This is a genomic window from Clostridium sp. DL-VIII, from assembly GCF_000230835.1.
Taxonomy (GTDB): Bacteria; Bacillota; Clostridia; order Clostridiales; family Clostridiaceae; genus Clostridium.
Window position 1 is genome coordinate 794688 of sequence record NZ_CM001240.1, and the last position, 22623, is coordinate 817310.

At 28.5% G+C, this 22623-nt stretch carries 12 protein-coding genes; 10 read left to right on the forward strand and 2 right to left on the reverse strand.

The window, feature by feature from the left end:
- Positions 1 to 58 precede the first annotated feature (58 nt).
- From CDLVIII_RS03790 to CDLVIII_RS03825, 8 genes are all read left to right on the forward strand, one after another.
- On the forward strand, positions 59 to 904 hold the full coding sequence (locus CDLVIII_RS03790; protein WP_009168105.1) for a cyanophycinase: 846 nt from the start codon (positions 59 to 61) through the stop codon (positions 902 to 904).
- Positions 876 to 3515 (forward strand): cyanophycin synthetase, encoded by a 2640-nt coding sequence (gene cphA / locus CDLVIII_RS03795; protein ID WP_009168106.1) that lies wholly within the window; start codon positions 876 to 878, stop codon positions 3513 to 3515. Before CDLVIII_RS03790 ends, cphA begins: the two co-directional genes overlap by 29 nt.
- Positions 3516 to 3666: 151 nt before the next feature.
- On the forward strand, positions 3667 to 4509 hold the full coding sequence (gene ispE, locus CDLVIII_RS03800; RefSeq protein ID WP_009168107.1) for a 4-(cytidine 5'-diphospho)-2-C-methyl-D-erythritol kinase: 843 nt from the start codon (positions 3667 to 3669) through the stop codon (positions 4507 to 4509).
- Positions 4510 to 4572: 63 nt separating this feature from the next.
- Positions 4573 to 5289: a stage II sporulation protein R gene (gene spoIIR, locus CDLVIII_RS03805; protein ID WP_009168108.1), complete on the forward strand. Its 717-nt coding sequence runs from the start codon at positions 4573 to 4575 to the stop codon at positions 5287 to 5289.
- Complete coding sequence (locus CDLVIII_RS03810; protein WP_009168109.1) at positions 5290 to 6288, forward strand: DUF814 domain-containing protein; 999 nt, start codon at positions 5290 to 5292, stop codon at positions 6286 to 6288.
- Between the two features lie 51 nt (positions 6289 to 6339).
- Entirely contained in the window at positions 6340 to 6756 is a 417-nt protein-coding gene (locus CDLVIII_RS03815) for a DUF1934 domain-containing protein (protein WP_009168110.1), read from the forward strand.
- Between the two features lie 489 nt (positions 6757 to 7245).
- The gene (locus CDLVIII_RS03820) at positions 7246 to 8013 is read left to right on the forward strand and encodes a LytTR family DNA-binding domain-containing protein (RefSeq protein WP_009168111.1); all 768 of its coding nucleotides are present in this window, start codon (positions 7246 to 7248) and stop codon (positions 8011 to 8013) included.
- Complete coding sequence (locus CDLVIII_RS03825; RefSeq protein WP_009168112.1) at positions 8007 to 9254, forward strand: GHKL domain-containing protein; 1248 nt, start codon at positions 8007 to 8009, stop codon at positions 9252 to 9254. Before CDLVIII_RS03820 ends, CDLVIII_RS03825 begins: the two co-directional genes overlap by 7 nt.
- Here CDLVIII_RS03825 and CDLVIII_RS30390 read toward each other — a convergent pair.
- Both CDLVIII_RS30390 and CDLVIII_RS03830 read right to left on the reverse strand, forming a co-directional pair.
- Positions 9230 to 9349: a hypothetical protein gene (locus tag CDLVIII_RS30390; RefSeq protein ID WP_009168113.1), complete on the reverse strand. Its 120-nt coding sequence runs from the start codon at positions 9347 to 9349 to the stop codon at positions 9230 to 9232. The two genes, CDLVIII_RS03825 and CDLVIII_RS30390, sit on opposite strands and share 25 nt — an antisense overlap.
- Complete coding sequence (locus tag CDLVIII_RS03830) at positions 9309 to 9911, reverse strand: accessory gene regulator B family protein (protein WP_009168114.1); 603 nt, start codon at positions 9909 to 9911, stop codon at positions 9309 to 9311. Before CDLVIII_RS03830 ends, CDLVIII_RS30390 begins: the two co-directional genes overlap by 41 nt.
- A gap of 310 nt (positions 9912 to 10221) precedes the next feature.
- Here CDLVIII_RS03830 and CDLVIII_RS03835 point away from each other — a divergent pair, with 310 nt between their 5' ends.
- Both CDLVIII_RS03835 and CDLVIII_RS03840 read left to right on the forward strand, forming a co-directional pair.
- A complete protein-coding gene (locus tag CDLVIII_RS03835; protein ID WP_009168115.1) occupies positions 10222 to 11502 on the forward strand; it encodes an MFS transporter in 1281 nt (426 codons plus the stop codon).
- Positions 11503 to 11903: 401 nt separating this feature from the next.
- Complete coding sequence (locus CDLVIII_RS03840; RefSeq protein ID WP_009168116.1) at positions 11904 to 22580, forward strand: non-ribosomal peptide synthetase; 10677 nt, start codon at positions 11904 to 11906, stop codon at positions 22578 to 22580.
- The last annotated feature ends 43 nt before the right edge of the window (positions 22581 to 22623 follow it).

Here is a 22623-nt window from a genome sequence, read left to right on the forward strand (position 1 = left end):
GAATAAATATAAAAATTGGTGGAAAGAATATTTAATGCATGATATGAGGTGATAATATTTGAAAACTATATTAAGTGGAAATTTAATAATCATTGGAGGTGCTGAAGATAAAGAAGGGAAAAAAGAAATTTTAAGAAGAGTATGTGATTCTATAGATAAAGACAAAGATATGCTCCTTGTTGCAACAATAGCAACTGAATATCCTAAAGAAGCTGCTAATAAGTATAAAGAAGTCTTTGGAGAATTAAAAGTAAGAAATATTAAGATACTTGATATTAATGAACGAACTGAGGCATATGATGAAATGAATGTGGAACTTATAAAGGAATCATCATTAATATTTTTCACTGGCGGAGATCAGTTAAGAATAACAAGCTTAATAGGTGGAACTCCAATTTATGATGCGTTAAGAGAGGCGTGCCATAAAGGAACATTTATTGTAGGAACTTCTGCTGGAGCATCCGTCATGAGCGATACGATGATAGTTCAAGGGAAAGATGAAGATTCACCAAGAAAATGTACATTAAAAATGTCTCCTGGATTAGGTTTAATTAAGGATGTTATAATTGATCAACATTTCGCCCAAAGAGGAAGAATAGGGAGATTGTTAACTGGAATCGCGCAAAATCCTGAAGTATTAGGAATAGGAATAGATGAAAATACAGGAATAATAGTGAATCAGTCAGGTTTAATAGAAGTTATAGGGGAAGGTGCGGTTTATTTTATTGATGGCAGCACAATTACATATACTAATGTTTCAGAACTATATTCTGATGATATTTTAAGTATGCACAATGTAAAATTGCATATATTGACGAATAAAAGTAAATTCGATCTTAGAAAAAAGTCACCTTTTGAGGAGGAAAAAAACAATCATGAAGATAATACAAAAGAGAATATATGAAGGACAAAACATTTATTCCCATAAAAAGTGTATAAGACTGGATGTTGATTTAGAAGGATATTCGGAAATACCAAGCAATGAGATAAATAATTTTAATTTCAATCTTGTTAATTTAATACCTGAATTAAAAACTCATAGATGTGGAATTGATGAAGAAGGAGGCTTTGTTAAAAGATTAAAAGAAGGAACTTATTTAGCACATATTTGTGAACACATTATAATAGCAATACAAAACAATTTAGGTATAGATGCTGCTTATGGAAAAGCAAGAGAGATTAAAGGTGAAATATATTATGTTATTGTGCAATATGAGTATAAAAACACAGTAATAGAAATAGCTAGTTTGGCAGTTGATATAATCAATTCTTTAATAAATCAAAACCCTATAAATTTTAAAGGAAGAATGAATATTATAAAAGATATATTAAAGAATGAGCAAATAGGTTCAACAACAAAAGCTATTTGTGATGCTGCCAAAGAGTATAACCTTCCAGTTATGCAGCTTGGAGATAGCAATATATATCAAATAGGATATGGTAAAAAAGGCAGGATTATTGAAGCTTCTATAGGAAATAAAACTGCATGTGTAGGAGTAGATATTTCTTGTGATAAGCTTTTAACCAAACAACTACTTCAGGATCAAAATATTCCTGTCGCAGAAGGGGGAAAAGTACTAAATTTAATTGATTTATTGCAGAAAGCAGAAAAAATAGGATATCCAGTAGTGCTAAAACCACAGTGTGGAAATAAAGGTCAGGGAGTAAAGCTCAATATAAAAAATCAAAGACAATTAGTAAGTTCATATATCGATTTAAAGAAAAAACAAAAGGAGATTATTATCGAAAAGTACTTTGAGGGTAATGATTATAGAGTTTGCGTAGTAAACTATAAAGTGGAAGCAGCAGCTTTAAGAATAGCACCTCTTGTAATAGGTAACGGTAAAGATAGCATAAAAAGATTAATTGATATTGTTAATGAAAATCCGTTAAGAGGAGAAGATCATGAGAAAGCATTAACAAAAATAAAGATAGATTCAGAGTTAATTGGTAACCTATTAAAAAGGGGATTTAAGCTGGAGTATATACCTGAAAAGGGAGAAAAGGTATTATTAAGAGAAAATGCAAATCTTTCAACTGGTGGTATGGCAATAGATTGTACAGAAGAAATTTGTGAAGAAAATATAGAATTCTGTATAAATGCAGCTAAAGCTTTAGGGTTAGATATATGTGGAGTGGATATTTGTGCACGAGATATAGGTATTCCTCTTGAAAGAAATAATGGTGTTGTATTAGAAATAAACGCTGCACCAGGAATAAGAATGCATCACTTTCCTTCAAAAGGTAAGCCTCGTAACGTTGGTAAGGCAATACTAAAGATGTTATATGATGAAAAGCCTAAGAATATACCTGTAATATCTATAACGGGAACTAATGGAAAAACAACGACCACAAGATTAATAAGCCATGTATTAAGAAAAATGGGAAATAATGTTGGTATGACATCAACAGACGGTATATACTTGAATGATAAATGTATTCATAAGGGTGATGATTCTGGATTTAAGAGTGCAAGGACAATATTGACTAACAGAGATGTAGAGATAGCAGTTTTAGAAACTGCTAGAGGTGGTTTGGTAAAGAAAGGATTAGCATATGACTTAGCAGATGTAGCTATAATAACAAATATAACTAATGATCACCTGGGGTTAGATGAAATTAATTCTATTGAAGAATTAAGTATGGTAAAGGCATTAGTCGGGGAAGCAGTAAAAAGTGATGGGTTTGTGGTAGTAAATGCTGATGATAAGTATAGTAAAACTATAATAAATAGATTTGCAGCTGAGAAGATTTATTTTTCTAAATCTAAAGAAAACCCACTAATAAAAGAGAATATTTCAAATGGAAAAATAGCTGTATTTGTTGAAGATAATAAGATATGTGTAATCAATAATAATAGAAAGTATGAAATAATTTCAGTTGAAGAATTACCAATATCTTATGGTGGGAAATTGGAGTATAACATTGAAAATGCAATGGCAGCTTGTGCAGGTTTAGTAGGTCTAAAAGTTGATTATTGTATGATTTCAAAAGGTTTTATGGACTTTAATTTAGATGATAAATTTAATAGAGGAAGATTTAATGTGTATGACTGTTATGATAGAACAGTTATTTTAGATTATGCTCACAATATTGAAGGATATAAAGCAGTAATCTCTTCATTAAAAAAGATTAAGGGGAAAAATAACTTAATTGGAGTCATTGGAATACCTGGAGACAGAAAGAATGATATAGGATATGCAATTGGAGAAATATGTGCAAATAATTTCGACAAAATAGTGATAAAAGAAGATAAAGATAAAAGAGGCAGACGAAGTGGAGAAATTGCAGAGTTACTAAAAACAGCTATATTAAATAATAATAAAGATGCTAAGATAAAAATACGGTTGGATGAAGTTGAGGCATTAAAACATGCTATAGAAGTAAGTGAAAAAGGTGATATAATTGTAGTGTTTTATGAAAAATTAAATCCACTTTTAGAGTTTATAAGAGAAGAAAATATAAAGGATATAGAATTTGAAGATAAAAGTTATAAGCAATATAAAGGAGTATGATTGTAAAAATATATAAATACTTTATTTGTTATAAGTACTCACGCATGAACTTTAAACGATTTTTATAGAAACCTTTTTAAACAACTTAATTAGACAAGAATTTTTACCTATGATAGAATATTGTTAAAATAAGTAGAAAGGATATATGAAAATGGAGATTAAGGCTTATGCGAAAATCAATATTGCCTTAGATATTGTAGGGAAAAGAGATGATGGATATCATCTTCTAAGGATGATAATGCAGACAATAGATTTGTACGATATAATTGAAATTGAGAAAAATTCTTCAGGAATAAACATAAAATGCAATAAGCATTATGTCCCAACAGATGAAAGGAATTTAGCATATAGAGCAGCAAAACTGTTTAAAGAAACCTATTCCATTAATGATGGGGTTGATATAAATTTAACTAAAAATATACCAGTTTCAGCTGGGCTAGCGGGAGGAAGTACTGATGCAGCAGGTGTTCTAAAGCTGATGAATAAAATATTCAACATAAATGCAAGTGCTGATGAATTAAGGATGTTAGGATTAAAGCTTGGAGCTGATGTTCCATACTGTATAGAAGGTGGAACAGCATTATGTGAAGGAATTGGAGAAAAAATCACTACATTAAAGAAATTCAAAGATAAGATATTAGTTCTAATAAAACCGCCTTTTGGAGTATCAACTAAGGAAGTTTACAAAGCTTTTGATATGTCAAAGGTTATATTTCATCCTAAAATAGATAATCTAATAGAAAAAATGAAAAGTGATGATATTTACTTTGTGGCAGAGAACATGAAAAATTTATTAGAAAATGTTACTTTGAGAAAGCATAAGGTTATTATGAATATTAAGGACGAAGTTAAATTAAATGGTGCTATAGGAACTTTAATGAGTGGCAGCGGACCTACGGTTTTTGCATTTTTTGATGATATGTTAAAGGCACAAATGTGCTATGATAATATGAAGAATAAGTATAAGGATGTATTTATAACAAGAACAATTTAATATTAACTAATGTATAAAAAACCTCCAAGTGGTAATACTTTCAACTACAAGGGGGTTTGTTGTATGAAAAAAAATTCTAAGTTAAAAAAGATAATTTCTATAGGTTTGATATGTACAAGCATGGGAGTATTTGCTGGGTGTACAAGTTTAAAGGACAACTTGAATCAAAATCAAGGAGAAAATAAGCCTGAGGAAGTAAGAGTACTTGATTATAATGAAGTTAAGGATTCATTGATTAGATTTCATGTCATAGCGAATAGTGACAGCGATGAAGATCAAAATTTAAAGTTAAAAGTGAAAGATAAGGTTATAGATTATTTATACCCATATCTGAATTCTTCAAAGTCACTAGATGAGTCTAGGCAAATTATAAAAGATAGAATGGGAGAAGTTAAAAAAATTGCAGAAGAGGTAATTAAAGATAATAAATATAATTATGGAGTGCAAGTTCAGCTATCTAGAGAAAATTTTCCGGACAAGTCTTATGGAAATATAGTTTTGCCACAAGGTAATTATGAAGCTTTTAGAATAATAATAGGAAGTGGACAAGGTAAGAATTGGTGGTGTGTAATGTTTCCTCCATTATGTTTTGTTGATGAATCAAAGGCTGAGGTTGAGTATGACAAAACAGAGAATAGAATAAAAGCAAGTCAGCATGAAGAGGAGGCTCAAGGAGAGCAAGAAACCGATGAAAGTAAAGTTAGCAATAAGGACGACAAACAAAATAACGTACAAATAAAATTTAAAATATTAGAAATACTTAAGGAGATATTTGATTAGATGAGTGATACGGTAAGAGCATTAGCAATGATTTCAGGAGGGTTAGATAGTATATTAGCTGCAAAACTAATTAAAGATCAAGGGATAGAAGTAATAGGAATTTGCTTTAGATCATACTTCTTTAATGAAGAAAATGCGATAAAGATGACAAAGCAAATAGGAATAAAATTAGAGGTCATAGATTTTTCTAAAGAACATTTTGAAATGGTTAAAGATCCGAAGCATGGCTGGGGTAAAAACATGAATCCTTGCATAGATTGTCATTCTATGATGATGAGATATTGTGGAGAATTACTTGAAAAATTTAATGCTGATTTCATCATTACAGGTGAAGTTTTAAATCAGAGACCAATGTCGCAAAACAGATCAGCATTAGATATAGTAAAAAAGCAATCTGGATTTAGTGATAAAATTTTAAGACCTCTATGTGCGAAAAATTTAAAGGAAACACAGATGGAGCTTGATGGATTAGTAGATAGAGAAAAATTATTAGATATTTCAGGAAGAAATAGAAAAATGCAGATGTACTTAGCTGAAAAGTGGGGGATAAAAGATTATCCATCACCAGCAGGAGGATGTAAATTAACTGAACCTAATTATGCTATTAGATTAAAAGAAATTTTAGAGAAGAAAGAAGAGGTTACTGAAAAAGATATACATTTATTAAAATACGGAAGACATTTTGTCAGCAATAATAATGTGAAAATAATAGTTTCAAGAACAGCAGAAGAAGGTGAAAAAATAAAACAATTATTAAATAATAAAGATATAGTTTTTTTACCGTCTAGATTTAAAGGAGCAATGGTAATAATACCAGATGGAAACGCCCCTATGGAAGAGGATATAAATTTAGCATGCAGGCTAGCTGTTAGATATAGCAAAGGAAAAGATGAGGAAATAGTTGAAGTTAAGTATGGTAAGTTTGCAACAAAATTTAATGAAGCAAAGAAGGTTAATTCTATAACTCAAGAAGAACTTGAAAAATATAATATTAATTAAAACAACATATATTAAATATTTATAAAATGAATTAAAAAATGGAGGAGAATCATGAAGAAAAAAGCAATTATTACGGTTGATAGTTCTGTTTTAAATGATGAAGAGGATTTAATAGGAGTCGTAACACCAGGAGAGTTTTATAAGATAGATGATGGTTTTAAAGTTGAATATGAGGAAACACAGCTCTCAGGTATGGAAGGAACGAAAACTACCATAATAATTAGAGAAAAGTCTTTTGATTTAATTAGAGAAGGAACTACAGAAACTAAGATGGAGTTTCAAAGTAATGTGACAACTGTATCCATGTATAAAACACCTTATGGAATACTTGATGTCAATATACATACTAAAAAGCTTGATATAAATGTTAATGAGAATGGTGGAAGTATAAGTGCAATATATATGTTGGAGATAGGTGAACAGCCAGCTATTAAAACCAACTTGACAATAAATATAAAGGCAGATTAATTTATAAAATTCAGCTAAAGTTATACTTGGGTTCTAATAAACATTTATTACCATCCGTTAATGGATTTGTATTAATATAAATTCATTAACGGATGGTTTTTATTTAAATATTTTTGTTTTAGTATACTTGCCACATGATATTTGGAAATGCCGGGGGAGGTTTACCTGATTATAAAAATATATTTATAGTAAAATAAGCTTAAGTGTAATTTTTTATAAGGCACATTATGTTTATTTTAAGAATATTCAAAATAGATATTAAATTCGTTAAATTTAAATGAAAGTAACTGATAAAAGTTAATAATGTAAAAAATAGAATATATAAGGAATTTGTATAATACACGATAATATTGTATTATATAGTTAGAAAATATAATAATTCTCAAAAGATAACAAAGCTAAAGCAGAGCTATAATTGATAATTTAAATATATGTCAATATTGAAATGATATATGTTCGTCATCTTATTAAATTGGAGAGTGATATTTCTTGTATAATATTATTTTAGTTGAAGACGACCCTATTCAAAGGGATATTCTAAAAAAGATGGTTGCATCTACATATGAGTTTTTGAAAATTTATGAAGCTGACAGTGAAATTACAGCATTAGATATAATTGAAAAAAATGATATTAATATGTTTTTGATTGATATTCAATTAAAGGATTCTTCAGGATTAGATCTTGCAATGAAGATTAGAAATATCCTTAAATACGAGTTCAGGCAAATTATTTTTTTAACAACTCATATGGAATATATAACACAAGCATTTAAACAAACACATTGTTATGATTACATATTGAAGCCATATGACAAAAATAGTGTACAAGCTATGCTAAAAAAGATTATTGTTAATGAAACCGATAATTTAAATAATAAAAAGGATATTTCTGATGAAATAGAAGAAAAAGAAATAATTGTAACATTGAAAAATGGAATATTTGTAGGAATAAAAGTAAAAGATATTCTTTTTGTAGAAGTCATTGGAAAAAATTGCGAGATAAATACCGTTAATGGAGTTTATGTTTCTAATAATACGAGTTTGAAGAAAATAATAAAATTAATTGATTCTGATTATATAATTCAAAGTCATAGAGCTTTTGCCATAAATATAAATTGCGTATTTAAAATTGAAAAGTTAGATGTAAAGCTCAGTGAGGTATATTTTAATAAATATGATAAAACTGCACTTCTAGGCTATAAATTTAAAAATGATGTAATATCTAAATTTAAAGAAGGAAAGAAAATGATATGTTAATACATTTTGTCATAAATTTCTTAGATACATTTAACATAATTTATTTATGGGCGATCTTTGCCAAAAAGAATAATATTATTTTAAAACTTATAGGAAGTACATTGACTGCATCTGTGCTTATGACTATTACAGAAAGATTAGGAATTCATTTTATTGTTACTTATATAATAATTATTTTAGCATTAAAGATTTTTTTTGAAAGAGACTTAAAAGATGCTATATTAGGTTTTTTCTTTACAGCATTTATTATGATGATATTTCAATTAATGCTATTAACAATTATGAATGAATTTATTAGTGATGATAATATTAAAGGTATAATTACAGAACTGATAATGTTAACAAGTATATTAGTATATTCAAGAATGAATATAAGTAAAAAAATTTCGTATAAAAAGATAAATAGTAATATATTAATTTATTTTATTTCGACTTTTAGTATATATGCTAGTGTTATTAAAACTATGTGGAATTATGATGATAGTATAGTTGTTAATAATTTACTTTTTATAGTATTAATATTAAGTATATTAGGGATATCTCAAACAGTAATATACTTTAATATTGTTAAAGGAATAAAGGAAAGAGAAGAACTAAGGCTTTCAAATGAATATAATGCTGTTATTAATGAAATAGTTCAAGAAATAAAACAAAGACAACATGATTTTAATAATTACAAAAATACAATAAAAGGAATAATAGAGGTCGTAGATGAAGAAAAAATAAAACAAACAATTACTGATTACATAAAAGATGAAGATATGAATGATAATCATATAAATGATTTAGTGTATATTGATAATGTTATTATAAGATCTATAGTATATAATAATCTGGTTAAGGCAAAGAAATTTAATGTTAATCTTAAATATATAATTGAGAACGATGTTTTAGATGATACATTAAGGTATCACGATATATCAAATCTGTTAAGCAATTTATTAAATAATGCTTTTGATGAAGTTACAAAAGATGAGTGTGTTGATAAGGATATTGAAGTGAAAATATTTAAAGAAAAAAATATATCTCATTTAATTATTAAAAATAAAGTTGCTAATAGCAATAATCTTAATTTAAATGAGATATTTACAAGGGGATATTCAACTAAAGATAAAGGTACAAGAGGTTATGGTTTGTACAATGTACAGCAAATAGTTAACGCTAACAAAGGATACATAAAATTAAATGTAGAAAATGAAGAATTAATTTTTGATATCTACTTTAATAAATCTTCTGGATAATCCGGTTCACCCCAGATAGTTCCGCATCTTGATTTTGATACTAAACTAAATAATTTAAGTAATATGGCTGAAAAAATGTTTATAGATCTTTCCATTAAAAACAACTCCTTTTAAATTAATAAAAATCACCTGAGAAATTTGTACAAATAAACTTATAAATATACAATTACATATTTGAATATTATTAGATTTGAAAAATAATATTCCCCAAAAACTAATAGATATTAAAGATAATGTTTTTAATATCTTATCATTTTGCATTGGTCGTTTTTCATTAGGACAAGGAGCATAAACTAAAGCAATAATAAAAAACAATACAAATGAAGATATGTAAAAGCTATTTTTTAAATATGGAACTAAGTTACTAAATAATAATACAGTAACGAAGTATAATGTACTCCATATTAAACATGAATTAAAAGTTTTACAATGTAGTCCTCCTAGAAAGGAGCGTGTTGTAAGTAAAATAATATATATTAGAAAAAATAACTTTAATTCATGAAATTTAAGGAATATTAAAAATATAATCAGTAATTTAGATAAATCTCCAAAAATCACTTCTAAAACATATTGAATTTTTAATATATCCTTTTTGGTTAACGAAGAATTTCTTTCACCTAAGTGCTGTGATATCTTAATAGATAACGATTTTATCATTAAATAACCCCTTTATTTAATTTTAGTTACATAATACACTTATAGAATACATTGGCATAAAATTCAATATTCATGGAACTAAAAGTACATTTTAGGGAATGAAAAGAATACTTAATAGGTAATAAATGAGAGACAGAAGATATTTTTCTTTTAATATGAGTTTTATTGTGTTTGGAGTAATATATATTTACTCCTTTTTTTTATTATGTAAATATATGCTTTAATAATATAAAACTAAATACATAGCATATTTAAATGCGATATTTAGATATTAACATTGTAAAAATACATAGTAAGGAGAAGTAAGTTCATGTTTCTAAAGAAGAGTAAAGATAAACTTTGGACACCGGTTTTTTTTATTTTATGGCAAAGTCAACTTGTTTCTATATTGGGGGATGCAGCATATAGTATAGCGTTAGGATTCTGGGTACTTGAAGTTACAGGTTCTACTGGATTAATGGGCGCACTTATGGCTGTATCGACATTACCTGGAGTTTTGGTATCGCCATTTGCTGGGGTATTGGTCGATCGTTATAAAAGAAAAAAATTACTAATATTGATGGACATGATTAGAGGATCAAGTGTACTGATTATCTCAATAGCTGCTTTTAATAACAAGATATCAGTTTGGGAGGTTTTTTTGGCAGGAATTATATTAAGTATTTGTGGAGCGGTATTTAGGCCATGTGTTAATTCTTCCGTTCCTGATGTTGTGCCTAATTCAAGATTGGAAAATGCAAATTCCATGCTGGCAATTGTGAATACTGGGGCAAATATGGTAGGAAATGTAGCTGGAGGATTTCTTTTTCAGATAGTTGGTGCTCCATTTCTATTCTTGTTTAATGGACTATCATATTTCTTTTCTGGAATTTCAATATTTTTCATAAGTATTCCAAGGGTAGAAAGAAAGAGTGAGCAGAATTTTTTAAAGGATATGAGAGATGGTTTTTCCTTCATGTGGAAACTTAAAGGATTAAGATACATATTATTTATGGCTGCGGCCCTAAACTTTTTTTCATATATTTCAATGGTTCTTTTCTTACCGTTATTTCAGGAAACTCCATATCTTGGAGCTGGGAAATATGGAATTGCAATGGCGTGTGTTATGGGAGGAGCAATGATTGGATTCTTATTCTTGTCTGCTATTTCTATTCCCCCTGCTAGAAGGCTAAAAATGTTTATAATTTCAATTGTGGTGTATAATTCAAGTCTTATTATTGCAGTAAATCAGTCTTTTTTTTCAATTATGATGATATTTTTAGTCTTGGGTGGATTTTTTAATTCAATTGTAAATGTTATTTTAATATCTACAGCACAAGCTGCAACGCCTCAGGAAATGAGAGGAAAGGTAATGGCATTTATGAGCATGACTAGTGAGGGACTTACTCCTATAGCTATGGCTCTTGGTGGTGTTCTGGCTGATTTTATTTCAATAAGGATTATCATGTCTGCTTCTTTTGTTGTAATAATTGCCATAGTTGTTCCATTTATTTTTATAAAATCCTTCAAAAGGTTTATAAGCTATGACTATGAAAAAAACAGTCTAACGAATTTAATTCAAGATCAGAATTTAATTAATGAAGAGGCGTAAATAAACAATATAATATGGATTATAAGATGAGATCGCAATTTAGAAATAAATTTGCGATCTTTTTCATTTAGAATATCATTTGCTACCCCAATAAGCCTTTTCAGATTTTTATGAAATAGAGACTATTTTATATATTATGAATTGCATTTACAAAAATATTAAACAACAGAATTCAAACGACAAATTTAAGCATAAAAAGTAAGTTTTTAAGAACTAAGATGAAAAACATGCCATATATACTTTTAATATGTAATTTTTTGTGTTTAAGGATATATATATTTACTAAATTTTTTCATTATGTGACTATATATTTATAGTAGTACGTTAAAGAATTATTGAAATATAACAAGAAAAACAAAGTGCTAATTTTAATGGTTAAAAAAGATAGGAGTATGAGAAAAATGAATAATAAAACTTTTTATGATTTAACACATCCACAAAAGAGAATATGGTATGTACAAAACTTAATATCGGACGTTTCTTTATGTAATATTGGTGGATTACTGAAAATTAGTAAAACCGTTGACTTTGATATTTTAAACAAAGTAATGAATATTATAATGGAGAAAAATGAAGGTTTTAGATTTAGATTTGCACTTGAAAATAATGATGTTAAACAGTATATAGACGAACATAAGGAAGAAAAAATTGATCGCTTTTATTTTAAGAATTTTACGGAGTTAAAGAAATGGACTGATGAAGATTTTAAAAAACAGATTCCACTATATAGTAATAAGTTGTACTATATGGCTTTATTTAATTTGGGAGACGAGCAAAGTTACGTTTATTTAAAAGCTCATCATATAATAGCAGATGGCTGGTCTCTTAACGTTGTTTCAAGTCAATTCTGCGATATCTATAATAAGATGATTAATAATGAAGCTATAGATAAGAATATTGAATATTCATATACTGAGTTTATAGCATCGGAACAAAAATACATAGCATCAGAAAGATTTAAAAAGGACAAAGAGTATTGGAATGAAAAGTTTACTGAATTGCCTGATATGTTAATTGATGATGCAAAAGATGATAACATTGAAGGAAAGAGAATAGGCTTTGATATAAATATAGAGAAATCTATGAAAATAAGAGAATTTTGCAATCAGTTCAATTCATCTTTAAATACTTTCTTTATAGCAGTTTTAAATTTGTATTTAAGAAAAACCTATTCAAGAAAAAACATTACTATAGGAACAGGAATATTAAACAGGTCTGGTAAAAGAGAAAGAAATGGTGTAGGTATGTTTGTGAGTACAATGCCATTTAAATATATATTCCCTGAAAAGCAATCCTTTAAGGAATTAATTGCTGATATTGATAATGAAATGAGAGTAGCATTTAAGCATCAAAAATATCCATATGACATTCTAGTAGGAGATTTGAAATTAAATCAAAAAGGTTATGAGAGTTTATATGAAATTGTATTTACATATTTAAATTACAGCTTCCAAAGTGAGGATAAGGTTATTGGCGATACATTGGTTCAATTAACTGATAAATATTGTGGATATCAATATGAACCATTGAAGATTATCGCAAGAGATTTAGAGGAAAATGGCCGCATTAACCTGTCCTTTGACTATAGAACAAGTCTATTTAGTGAGGAGGATATTCAAGGGATTTATGATAGATTCAATATCATTATAGATAAGGTTTTAGAAAACATTGATACTAATCTTGATGGATTAGAGTGCGTAAGTGATAAAGAAAAAATCAAGTTATTAAATGAGTTTAATAAAACGGATACAGAATATCCAAGAGATAAGACAATACAACAATTATTTGAAGAGCAGACAGAAAAAACACCCAATAGTATAGCAGTGGTATATGAGGATAAGAAATTAACATATAGGGAGCTTAACGAAAGGTCAAATTCCTTAGCAAGAGTTTTAAGAGAAAAGGGAGTGGGGAAAGAAACGATAGTAGGGATCATGGTAGATAGATCTCTAGAGATGATAATAGGAGTGTTAGGAATATTAAAAGCTGGTGGAGCATACTTACCAATAGACTCTGAATATCCTGAAGATAGAATAAAATATATGTTAGAGGACAGTAAAACTAAAATACTTTTAACACAAAATAAATTATTAAAAAATATAAATTATGATGTTCAGGTTATAAATCTAGAAAATGATAGGTTATATGAAAAAGAAAGTAGTAATTTAAACAATGTAAATAAAGCTGATAATTTAGCATATGTTATATACACTTCTGGAACTACAGGTAAACCTAAGGGAGTTTTAATTGAACACAGAAGTGTGGTTAGGCTTGTTAAAAATACTAATTATATAAATTTATGCGAGGAAGATCGTATATTACAAACTGGATCTATAGTATTTGATGCTTCAACATTTGAAATATGGGGAGCCATACTAAATGGCGCTCAATTATATCTTGTTAACAAGGATGTAATATTAAGTTCTGAAATGTTAGAAGAGGCATTACATAGATATAAAATAACAGTAATATGGCTTACCTCAGCATTGTTTACTCAATTATCTCAGTATAATCCAAGAATATTTAATGGACTTAAATATCTATTGGCAGGAGGAGATGTATTATCACCTAAGCATATAAATTTGGTAAGAAATATGAACAAAAATATAACGGTGATAAATGGTTATGGACCTACTGAAAATACTACATTTTCAACTACATTTTTAATTAATAAGAATTATGAAAATAATATACCAATAGGAAAACCTATTAGTAATTCTAAAGCATATATATTAGGAGAAAATGACTGTCTAGTTCCAATAGGGGTAGCAGGAGAGTTGTGCGTTGCTGGAGATGGGCTTGCAAGAGGATATTTAAACAGGGAAGAACTTACAAGAGAAAAGTTTATTGATAATCCATTTGATCCAGGAACTAAAATGTATAGAACAGGGGATTTAACAAGATGGCTTCCAGATGGAAATATAGAATATCTAGGAAGAATAGATAATCAGGTAAAAATAAGAGGCTTTAGAATAGAAATTGGAGAAATAGAAAATCAACTTTCAAAGCTAAAAGAGATAAAAGAAGCCGTAGTATTAGCAAAAAGTGATGATAAAGGAGATAAGTATCTTTGTGGATATGTTACCTCAGAAGGAGAAATATCTGTTACTGAAATAAAAGATGAACTTTCGGAAAAATTGCCATCATATATGATACCTAGCTATATAGTGAAGATGGATAAGTTACCATTAACCACAAATGGAAAAGTGGATAAAAGAGCTTTACCAGAGATTGATATAACACAAATTATGGAGGATGAGTACGAGGCTCCAAGAAATAAAATAGAAGAAAAGCTGGTAGAAATATGGGAAGAGATATTAGGAATAGAAGGAATAGGAATAAATCATAACTATTTTGATTTAGGAGGACATTCATTAAAGGCAGCAGTAATCATAGCTAAAATAAATAAGGAATTAGAAGTAGGAATAAAGGTAAAAGAATTATTTGAGAATCCAACCATAAAAGGTTTAGGCAGAGTAGTAGAAAGAGCTGAGAAAAAAGAATACATAGTAATAAGTAAAGCAGAAGAAAAAAATTTTTATAGAGCATCTTCAGCTGAAAAGAGAATGTTCACATTATGGGAAATGGATAAGGCTAATACTGTTTATAATGTTCCTATGATATTAGAAATAGAAGAAGAATTAGATGAAGAAAAAGTAGAAATAGTATTGAATGAATTAATAAAGAGACATGAAGCTCTAAGAACAAGTTTCCATGTGATAGATGGGGAAATACTGCAGACAATCCATAAAAGATGGAAGTTAGATTATGGATATGAAGAAGTAGAAGAAAACTTAGTTAAAGAAAAAATAGATGATTTTATTAAGCCATTTGATTTAACAAAAGCTCCATTAGTGCGAAGTAAATTAATAAAATGCAAAGATAAAAAATACATATTTATATTGGATCTTCATCACATAGTAGCAGATGGAGTATCTATGAGCATATTAATGAAAGAGTTTGTTGAACTTTATAAGGGGCATAGTTTAAGAGAACCACAATTACAATACAGAGATTACTCAGAATGGCAAAACAGCTTAGAAACAAATGGAACAATAGAAAGACAAGAACAATATTGGTTGGATAGATTGAGCGGAGAAATACCAGTATTAAATATAGTAACAGATTATGAAAGGCCAAATGTTCAAAGCTATGAAGGTGACAGAGTAAATTTTGTAATTGATAACAAATTAAAAGAGAAACTAAACAACGCAGCAAAGGAAACAGGAACAACATTATATATGGTGCTTCTAGCAGCATATAATGTGATGCTGGCAAAATATAGTGGGCAAGAAGATATTATAGTAGGAACAGCACAAGCGGGAAGATCGCAGGCAGAACTCGAAGATACTGTCGGAATGTTTGTAAACACAGTAGCTCTTAGAAATCAGCCAAATGGAAATAAAACTTTTAGAGAATTCCTAGCTGAATTAAAAGATAATACCTTGAAGGATTTTGAAAATCTAGACTATCAATTTGATGATTTAGTTAATAAATTAGATATTAAAAGAGATGTAAGCAGGAATCCAGTATTTGATGTAATGTTTGTACTTGAAAATATGGATTTTGGTATAGATGAAAACTACATGAAAATTAAATTAGTTGAATCAGAGCTAAATATATCAAAATTCGATTTGACATTAGTTGGAGCAGAGACAGAGGATGGCATAAACTTTAATTTAGAATATTGCAGCAAGTTATTTAAAAAAGAGACAATAGAAAGAATGAAAGAACACTACACCAATATATTAGACTGTGCAGCATCCAAATTAGATAGTAAGATATGCGAAATTGATGTAATTGGTGCAGAAGAAAAGGATAAGCTATTAAATAAGTTTAATAAAACAGAAATAAAATATCCAAAGGATAAAACAATAAAGCAATTATTTGAAGAACAGGCAGAAAAGTCACCAGATAATATAGCAGTAGAATATGAAGACAAAAAATTAACATATGGTGAATTAAATGAAAGAGCAAATTCTTTGGCAAGAGTATTAAGAGAAAAGGGTATAAAAGCAGATACAGTTGTAGGAATAATGGTAGATAGATCACTAGAGATGATGATAGGAATAATGGGAATATTAAAAAGCGGAGGAGCATATTTACCAATAGACCCTGAATACCCAGAAGACAGAATAAAATATATGCTTGAAGATAGTAAAGCTAAAATAATATTAAGAAAGAAAAATGTAGGAGAAGATATAGATTATTCAGGAGAAACAATATATTTAGAAGATGAAAACTTATATGTTAAAGAAAAGAGCAATTTAACTTCCATAAATAAGTCAAATAATTTAGCTTATATTATATATACATCTGGTTCAACCGGAACACCAAAAGGAGTTTTAATTGAACATTACAGCGTAATAAAATTGGTTAAAAACCCTAATTATATAGATGTAACTTGTAATGATACATTATTACAATTATCTAACTATGCATTTGATGGCTCTATTTTTGATATATATGGATCATTATTAAATGGAGCAAAACTCGTTATGCTTAATAAAAATGATTTACTTGAAATAAATAAATTAGGAAGCATAATAACGAATAAAAAGATAAGTGTATTCTTTGTTACTACAGCATTATTTAATAGTATTGTGGATAATAATATAGAATGCTTAAAGAATATAAGAAAAGTACTTTTTGGAGGAGAAAGTATATCTGTACGTCATGCTAAAAAGGCACTTGAATATCTTGGAGAAAACCACATAGTGCATGTATATGGACCAACAGAAGGAACTGTATATTCTACTTATTATAATATTAACCATATAGATAATACTAAAGGCTGTAATAATATACCTATAGGAAGCCCGCTAAGTAATTCAAAAGCGTATATATTAGGAAAAGATAACTGCTTAGTGCCAATAGGGGTAGCAGGAGAGTTGTGTGTTGCAGGAGATGGGCTTGCAAGAGGATATTTAAATAGAGAAGAATTAACAAGAGAAAAATTTGCAGATAATCCATTTGAACCAGGAGCTAAAATGTATAGAACAGGAGATTTAGCAAGATGGTTTCCAGATGGAAATATAGAATATCTAGGAAGAATAGATAATCAAGTAAAAATAAGAGGTTTCAGAATAGAAATTGGAGAAATAGAAAATAAACTTTCAAAACTAAAAGAAATAAAAGAAGCAGTAGTAGTGGCAAAAATCAGTGAGAATGGGGATAAATATCTTTGTGCATATATAACAGCAGAGCAAGAAGTTTCAGCTTCTGAAGTAAAAGAGGAACTCTCAAAAGAATTACCAGCTTATATGATACCTAGTTATATAGTACAAATAGATAAATTCCAATTAACGCTAAATGGAAAGGTAGATAAGAGAGCTCTTCCGGAAATAGATATCACTAAAATAATGGAAGATGAATATGAGGCTCCAAGAAATGAAATAGAAGAAAAATTGATAGCAATATGGGAAGAAGTATTAGCAATAGAGGGTATAGGAATAAACCATAATTATTTCGATTTAGGGGGACACTCATTAAAGGCATCAGTAATAGCAGCAAAGATTAAGAAAGAATTTGAGGTAGAAATAAAGGTAAGAGAAATATTTGAAAATCCTACTATAAAAGCTTTAAGCGGAATAATAGAAAAAGCTGAGAAACAAGAATACATAATAATAGGCAAAGCAGAAGAAAAAGAATTCTATAAAGCATCGTCAGCAGAGAAGAGAATATTTGCATTATGGGAAATGGATAAGTTTAATACTGTTTATAATGTTCCAATGATATTGGAAATGAAAGAAAAAATGGATAGTGAAAAAGTAAAGATAGTATTAAATGAATTAGTAAAGAGACATGAAGCATTAAGAACGAGCTTTGAGGTTGTGAGTGGTGAAATAGTACAAAAAATTCATAAAAAGTGGGAATTAGAATTCGAATATGAGGAGGTAAGTGAAAAAGAAGTTAAAGAAAAGATAAGTAATTTTATTAAGCCGTTTGACTTAACAAAAGCACCTCTAATTAGAAGTAAGTTAGTAAAATGCACAGATGAAAAATATATATTTATGCTTGATGTTCATCATATAGTAACAGATGGAATTTCTATGAGCATATTAATAAAAGAATTCACTGAGGTATATAGAGGTAAGGAATTAAGGAAACCACTAGTACAATATAAAGATTATTCAGAGTGGCAAAATAGCTTAGAAGAAAATGGAGTACTAAAAAGACAAGAAGAATATTGGTTAAATAGACTAAAGGGAGAAACACCAATATTAAATATGGTAACAGATTATGAAAGACCAAATGTGCAAAGCTACGAAGGTGACAGAATAAATTTTGCTATAAATAATAAGTTGAAAGAAAAGTTAAATAATATAGCAAAGGAAACAGGAACAACTTTGTATATGGTACTTTTAGCATCATATAACGTGATGCTGGCAAAATATAGCGGGCAGGAAGATATTATAGTAGGAACAGCTCAGGCGGGAAGATCACAAGCAGAGCTTGAAGATACTGTTGGAATGTTTGTAAATACAGTAGCACTTAGAAATTATCCAAATGCCAATAGGACTTTTAGAGATTTCTTAAAGGAAGTAAAAGATAATACCCTAACAGACTTTGAAAATCTTGATTACCAATTTAATGATTTAGTTAATAAATTAGATGTTAAAAGAGATATGAGTAGAAATCCGTTATTTGATGTGATGTTTGTACTTGAAAATATGGATTTTGGTTTAGATCAAAATAATATGAATATCAAATTGATAGAAGCTGAATCAGAATTAACTATAGCAAAGTTTGATTTAACATTAACTGGAGCGGAAATAGACGAAGGTATAAGCTTTAGCTTGGAGTATTGTACTAAATTATTTAAAAAAGAAACAGTAGAAAGAATGAAAGAGCATTACATCAATATATTAAAATATGTAACAGCTAAGTTAGATAGTAAGATATATGAGATTGATTTAATTGGTGCAGAAGAAAGAGATAAATTATTAAATCAATTTAATAGAACAAAGGCAGAATATCCTCAAAATGTAACTATAGTAGATTTATTTGAAAAGCAAGTACAAAAAACACCAGATAATATAGCGGTAGTATATAAAGACAAGAAATTAACCTATAGAGAGCTTAATGAAAAATCAAATACCTTAGCAAGGGTTTTAAGAGAAAAGGGCGTAGAAGCAGAAACAATAGTCGGAATAATGATGGATAAATCTTTAGAGATGATAATTGGAATAATGGGAATCCTAAAAGCTGGAGGAGCATATTTACCAATAGATTCTGAATATCCAGAAGACAGAATAAAGTATATGTTAGAAGACAGCAGCACGAAAATTCTTTTAACACAAAACAAATTACTAGGAAGTGTAAGTTATGCTGGAGAAACTATTGACTTAGAAGATAATAATTTATACGAAAGAGAAAATAGCAATCTATATAATATAGGTAAATCAAATGATTTAGCATATGTTATATATACTTCAGGAACAACTGGAAAGCCTAAGGGAGTAATGATAGAACAAAAAGCTCTTGTAAATTTATGTTTCTGGCATAATGAATATTATGAAGTAACAGAAAATGATAGAGCAACAAAGTATGCAGGTTTTGGTTTTGATGCATCTGTTTGGGAAATATTCCCTTACATTATAACTGGAGCAACACTATATATGATAGATAAGTCTATAATGCTTGATAAGGATGCACTAAATAAATATTATGAGGATAATCGAATAACAATAGGCTTTTTACCTACACAAATGTGTGAAGAATTTATGAATTTAAAGAATAAATCTTTAAGAAAGCTACTAACTGGAGCAGATAAATTAAAGGTATATAAAAAGCAGACTTATGAATTAATAAACAATTATGGACCTACAGAAAATACGGTAGTTACAACAAGCTTTGTTGTAGATAAAGATTATAGGAATATACCAATAGGAAAACCAATAAGTAATTCTAGAATATATATATTGGGAGATAATAATACCTTAATGCCAGTAGGAACATGTGGAGAATTGTGTGTTTCAGGAGATGGACTTGCAAGAGGATATTTAAACAGAGAAGAATTAACAACAGAAAAGTTTGTAGATAATCCATTTGAGCCAGGAGTTAAAATGTACAGAACAGGAGATTTAGCAAGATGGCTTCCAGATGGAAATATAGAATACCTAGGAAGAATAGATAATCAGATAAAAGTAAGAGGCTTTAGAATAGAAATCGGAGAAATAGAAAATCAGCTTTTAAAAATTAAAGAGATAAAAGAAGCAGTAGTAATAGCAAAGAGTAATGAAAATGGAGACAAGTATCTTTGTGGTTATGTAACAGCAGGTCAGGAAGTAGAGATAGCATTAATAAAAGAAGAACTCTCAAAAGAATTGCCATCATATATGATACCAAGCTATATATTACAAATAGATAAATTCCCATTAACACCAAATGGGAAAATAGATAAAAAAGCTCTTCCAGAAATAGATGTTGCTAAAATGTTAGAAAGTGAATATGAGGCACCAAAAAATGAAATAGAAGAAAAATTGGTAAAGGTATGGGAAGAAGTTCTAGATAGAAATCACATAGGTATTAATGACAATTACTTTGATTTAGGTGGTCATTCGTTAAAAGCAGCATTAATTATGGCAAAAATAAAAAAAGAATTTGAAGTACAAATAGAAGTTAGAAAATTATTTGAAAATCCAACTGTAAAGACTTTAGCTAGAATAATAGAAAAAGCTGATAAAAAAGAGTACGTAACAATAAGTAAGGCAGAAGAAAAAGAAGTCTACAAAGCATCTTCAGCAGAAAAAAGAATATTCACATTATGGGAAATGGATAAGCTTAATACTGTATATAATATTCCAATGATACTAGAGATCCAAGAAAAAATGGATAATAGAAAAGTAGAAACAATATTAAATAAGCTTATAGAAAGACATGAAGCATTAAGAACAAGCTTTAAGGTAATGGATGGTGAAATAGTACAAAAAATTCATAATGAGTGGAAATTAGATTATGAATATGAAGAAGTAGATGAAAAGATGGTTAAAGAAAAAGTAGATGATTTTACTAAGCCATTTGATTTAACAAGAGCACCATTAATGCGAAGCAAGCTTATAAAATGTGAGGATAAAAAATATATATTCATGTTAGATGTTCACCATATAGTATCTGACGGAGTATCCATGAGCGTGTTAATGAAAGAATTCATGAAATTGTACAATGATGAAGAATTAGAGCAGCCAATATTACAATATAGAGATTATTCAGAATGGCAGAATAGTTTAGAAGAAAATGGTGTGATAGGAAAACAAGAAGAATATTGGTTAAATAGATTAAATGGAGAGCTGCCAATATTAAAGCTTGAAACTGATTATGAAAGACCAAAGGTACAAAGTTATGAAGGAAACAGATTAAGTTTTGCTATGGATAAAGAATTAAAAGAAAAATTAAATAATATAGCAAAGGAAACAGGAACAACATTATATATGGTACTTTTGGCTGCATACAATGTAATGTTATCAAAATACAGTGGACAAGAAGACATTATAGTAGGAACAGCACAGGCAGGAAGATCACAAGCAGAACTTGAAGATACAGTTGGAATGTTTGTAAATACGGTAGCACTTAGAAATTACCCTAATGGAAACAAGACTTTCAGAGAATTCTTAAATGAATTGAAAAATAATACCTTAAGAGATTTTGAAAACCTTGATTATCAATTTGATGATTTAGTCAATAAGCTAAGCTTAAGAAGAGATGTGAGTAGAAATCCAGTATTTGATGTAATGTTTGTACTTGAAAACATGGATTTTGGTTTAGATAAAAACAAGATGAAGATTAAAATGGTTGAATCAGAATCAACTATATCAAAGTTTGACTTTACATTAACTGGTATAGAGACAAAAGAAGGAATGGACTTTAGTTTAACTTATTGTAGTAAATTATTTAAAGCTGAAACTATGGAAAAAATGAAGAATCATTATATTAATGTAATTAAAGAAGCAGCTAACAATATTGACATAAAATTATGTGAGATAAAAATGTTATCAGCTGAAGAGTTAAAGGAATATGAAGAATATATTGATGATGAAAAAGTTCAAGTAGATGATTTCGATTTTTTAACTATATAAATTCTTAAGCTAGTTTTAGTATTATTACAGGCATATTTAATTA